At 66.4% G+C, this 3,965-nt stretch carries 4 protein-coding genes and 1 pseudogene; 4 read left to right on the forward strand and 1 reads right to left on the reverse strand.

Annotation, left to right across the window (positions count from 1 at the left end):
• Both I6U14_RS06490 and I6U14_RS06495 read left to right on the forward strand, forming a co-directional pair.
• Window positions 1–361: pseudogene (locus tag I6U14_RS06490) on the forward strand (hypothetical protein); the annotation flags it as partial.
• Window positions 362–417: 56 nt separating this feature from the next.
• Window positions 418–663 (forward strand): hypothetical protein, encoded by a 246-nt coding sequence (locus I6U14_RS06495; RefSeq protein WP_296897838.1) that lies wholly within the window; start codon window positions 418–420, stop codon window positions 661–663.
• Window positions 664–683: 20 nt separating this feature from the next.
• Here the strand turns inward: I6U14_RS06495 and I6U14_RS06500 are convergent, their stop codons facing one another.
• Window positions 684–1,583: an alpha/beta fold hydrolase gene (locus I6U14_RS06500; RefSeq protein WP_296897840.1), complete on the reverse strand. Its 900-nt coding sequence runs from the start codon at window positions 1,581–1,583 to the stop codon at window positions 684–686.
• Between the two features lie 184 nt (window positions 1,584–1,767).
• Here I6U14_RS06500 and I6U14_RS06505 point away from each other — a divergent pair, with 184 nt between their 5' ends.
• Together I6U14_RS06505 and I6U14_RS06510 are read left to right on the forward strand one after the other, a co-directional pair.
• A complete protein-coding gene (locus I6U14_RS06505) occupies window positions 1,768–2,151 on the forward strand; it encodes a DUF6394 family protein (RefSeq protein WP_296897842.1) in 384 nt (127 codons plus the stop codon).
• Between the two features lie 35 nt (window positions 2,152–2,186).
• The gene (locus tag I6U14_RS06510) at window positions 2,187–3,959 is read left to right on the forward strand and encodes a TrkA family potassium uptake protein (RefSeq protein WP_296897844.1); all 1,773 of its coding nucleotides are present in this window, start codon (window positions 2,187–2,189) and stop codon (window positions 3,957–3,959) included.
• The last annotated feature ends 6 nt before the right edge of the window (window positions 3,960–3,965 follow it).

Raw genomic sequence — 3,965 nt, forward strand, 5'->3', positions numbered from 1 at the left:
TCCCAAGGGCGGGCGCACAGACGCGCTGACCGAGTGCACCATCACCTGGGTCCTCCGAGGCTCGACCGGTACCGTACCCATGACGCCCGGCCCCGCGACGGCGCCGGGCAGTGAGGCCCCCAGTTACCCGGCAGCTGCCGATGACGGGCACGGGTCGGGCCGCTCCGTCGGCAGACGCCAGAGCGAGTTCAAGACCCGCGGCGTGCACGCGAACCAGGTCTTCGCCTCCATCAATGCGGCGATGCGCATGTTGAACCTGGTGCTGCACTGGTCCTTGGTGTCAGCGGAGGCGCCAGGCGCCGCGGCCGCGCCATCGGCGGCCCGCGGCGACAGCGAAGCGGCCGCGCAGAACGTGGCCTGACGACGATTGGCCGCGCTGCCCCCACAACGCCTGAATCGAGCGCTATGCCAAGCCACGTGAAAGCCCCCTCTCTGCTGGCCATCTCCATCGCCTGGTCGGTGGTCATCGCCTGCATCATGACCGCCATCACCTTCCTGCATCAGACCCCTGGGGAAGTGGCCGCCGCAGAGGGCGGTCTGCAGTGGGGGCAGGTGGGATTCCTGTTCCTGATCTGGTTCATCGCCGCCGAGCTCACGCTCGTGATCGGCGGTGCCCTGTACTTCGGTGTTGCACTCCTGTTGCGCCGGCGCCCGCGTGGTTGATGAGACCTTTCGGGCTGATATCAGCCGCCGCCCCAGAAGCCTTTCAACAGCTCGAAGGTGGCCTCGGGCCGCTCCCAGTGCGGCAGGCCCAGGTGCGGTGCCAGGGTCTCGAAGCGCCAGTTTGGCCGCTTCGCCGCGAATTCCGGCAGGCGCTCGAAGGTCACGTAGGGATCGCGATCGGCGATGGCGAGGACCGGCATATCGGTCAGCGCACCGTACAAGGTGGCGATGGCATCGCGGGTGAAGAGCTGGGTTGACAAGAAATAAAGGGGTGCATGGCGCGCACCCGGCTGATGCGCAGTGGCGTAGGCATAGTCCACCAGCGCTTCGGGGGCGCGACCGACGAAGGATTTGTTCAGGTAGTAGCGGATGCTGGCCCGGGAGGCCACGAGGTCGAACAGGTGCTGTCGCCACAACGGGAGCGTCAGCGCCCGATGCGCGATGCGGCCGACGCCCGCGCCGGGCAAGCCGCGCGCGCTGAAGCCCGTCGGCGAGATCAGCACTAGGGAGGCGACGGTGCCTGGTGCGGCCAGCGCGGCACGGGCGGCGAACTCCGCGCTCAGCGACAGGGCCAGCAGGTCCGCGGGCGCCCTGATCACATGTTCCAGCACGGCGCCGATGGCCTGCGCATACAGCTCGGGCGAATAGACGCGATCGCTGCGCTCGGACTGGCCGAAACCGGGTAGATCGATGCTGTACACCGGCCGCCCGCCGCGGAAGCGCTCGAACAGGGGTTTGAGCTCGAAGCTGCTGGGCGCAGCGTTGATGCTGTGCACCAAGAGCAGAGGGCGACCCTCGCCCTCCTCGTCGGCGTAGTAGGCGATGCGGCCCGCCTCAGCGCTGTTGAGCTCTGCGAGTGGTGCCGCGAGCGCCGGCGGCAATGGGTTAGTCGCGCGGCCCGAGGCCTGCCGGTGCTTCATGATGTCGTCTCTCTTCTGCTGTGTCGCGTGGCCGCGAGCATGGTTGCATTCACCCGGTCACTGCGGGGATTATGGGCCGGCTGAGCCCCGCGGCCGGCGATCTTGTCCGCAGCGGTGACTGCCGTGCGTGGTCCGTGGTCCTTTGGCGCCGAGCCTCATGGCGCCCCCTTATTGGAGCGAACAGGTGAATCCGGAAAAGGTCGTCTTCGGTTTCTTCATTCTGCTGGCGCTGACCCTCAACGTCGGATTCGTGTTTGGCGAGATAGACAATCCCGCGCATCATCATGTGTGGGAATTCGCCGCCGTGATCGTCGTCAATGCCATCGCGACAGTGCTGAAGCTCGGTGATCGTACACAGATGGGGGCGGTACTGCTTGCGACCAGTCTGGTGGCCATGCTGCAGCTCGTTGCGGGTGCGTTGGTCTGGGCCATTGCCGCACATGGTACGGCGGCTGGTTTTACCGAGAGCGCACTCTCGAGCGTCGTATCGCTCGCGGTGGGGGCTGTCGTTGCGAACGTGGTCTCTGTGGTGCTGCTGATTGTCGAGACAGTGATGCTGCGGCGCTGAGCCAGCGCTGCGCCGTGCGGCCGCTCGGTCCTCCGATGGACAACATCGTCTTCTTGATCTTCCGGCGCATGCGGGCGCCGCTTCTGGCGCTCTTGCTGACCTACGCCCTCGCCATGGCAGGGCTGGTGATCATCCCGGGGCGGGACGACGCTGGCAACACGGTACATCTCAGCTTCTTCGACGCCTTCTACTTCATCAGCTATACGGCCACCACCATCGGCTATGGCGAGATCCCCTATGCGCTGACGGGCGCCCAGCGCATTTGGGTGACCTTCTGTGTGTACGCGACGGTCATCGTCTGGCTCTACTCCATCGGCTCGCTCATCGCCCTGCTGCAGGACAACACGCTGCAGCGGGCCATGCAGGAGCGGCGTTTCCGTGCTCGGGTGCGCAGCATCCATGATCCCTTTTATCTCATCTGCGGTTACGGGCAGACCGGCAGCGGCCTGGTGCGCGCGCTCACCGAGCGTGGCCAGCGGGCCGTGGTGCTGGACAGCAATGCCGAGAGGGTGAATCTGCTCAAGCTCGAGAATCTCCGTGAATATGTGCCCGCCCTGCGTGCGGACGTGCGTCGGCCCGACAGCCTGCTGCTCGCGGGGCTCAGGCTGCCGAACTGCCAGGGCGTGCTGGCTCTGACATCCGACAACGAAGTCAACCTTAAGGTCGCGCTGGCCGCCAAGCTGATGCAGCCCGGGGCCACGGTGGTGTGCCGGGCCGACTCCCACGACGTCGAGGCCAACATGGCCTCCTTTGGCACCGACCACATCTACGACCCCTTCGACACCTTTGCTCTGTACTTCGCGACCGCCCTGCAGGCGCCTTGCCTGACGCTGCTCGCCGATTGGCTCGGCGAGCTCCGCGGCGCTGCGCTGCGGGAGCCGGCCTATCCGCCGGCTCATGGTCTTTGGGTGATCTGCGGATACGGGCGCTTCGGCAAAGCGCTGTACAAGCATCTCAGGGATCAGAATATCGAGCTGGTGGTCGTGGAGGCGCGTCCGGAGCGGACCGGCAACCCGGATTGCCCGCTGGTGCACGGCCCGGGAACCGAGGCCAGTACGCTCGAGCAGGCGGAGATCCACCGCGCCGTGGGCCTCGTCGCCGGCACCGACAATGACGCCAACAACCTGAGCATTGTCATGACGGCCAAGGCCCTGAACCCCGGCCTCTTCACCGTCGTGCGCGAGAACAATCTGATCAACCGGGAGCTGTTCGAGGCTGTAGAGGCGGACATCCTGATGCACCCGAGCCTGATCGTTGCGAATCGTATCCGCATGTTGCTCGGCACGCCGATGCTGACCGATTTCGTTCACGACGCCCGCTTCGAGGACGACGCCTGGGCCTGCGAGCTCATTGCGCGGATCACCGCCCTGGTCCACGACAAGGTGCCGGATGTCTGGCAGGTGCGCATCGATGCCGAGGACGCCTATGCGCTCATGCAGCTGGGCGAAGACGCGCCCCTACCGAAGATTCAGGACCTCCTACGGGATCCCCGTGACCGCGGTTGTCTGCTGCCCGCCCTCGTATTGCTGCGCCGCCGCGAGACCGGTCGTACCTTGCTGCCCGCGCCGGATGACCGGCTGCGTGAGGGTGATGAGCTGCTGTTCTGCGGTCGCAGCGGGGCGCACTCGAGCATGCGCTGGACCTTGCAGAATATCCACGCGCTCACCTACGTCCTGCATGGCGAAAGCCCACCGCGCGGGATCGTCTGGGATTGGCTGCTGCGCCGCCGGCGCCTCCAGGCCGATGACGCGTCGGGGTCGACGCAGCGCAACGATGATCCGCCGACCGATTGCCAGGCGCGCGGCTGAGCCCTA

It is taken from the genome of Thiohalocapsa sp., assembly GCF_019695415.1.
In the GTDB taxonomy this organism is placed as follows: Bacteria; Pseudomonadota; Gammaproteobacteria; order Chromatiales; family Chromatiaceae; genus Thiohalocapsa.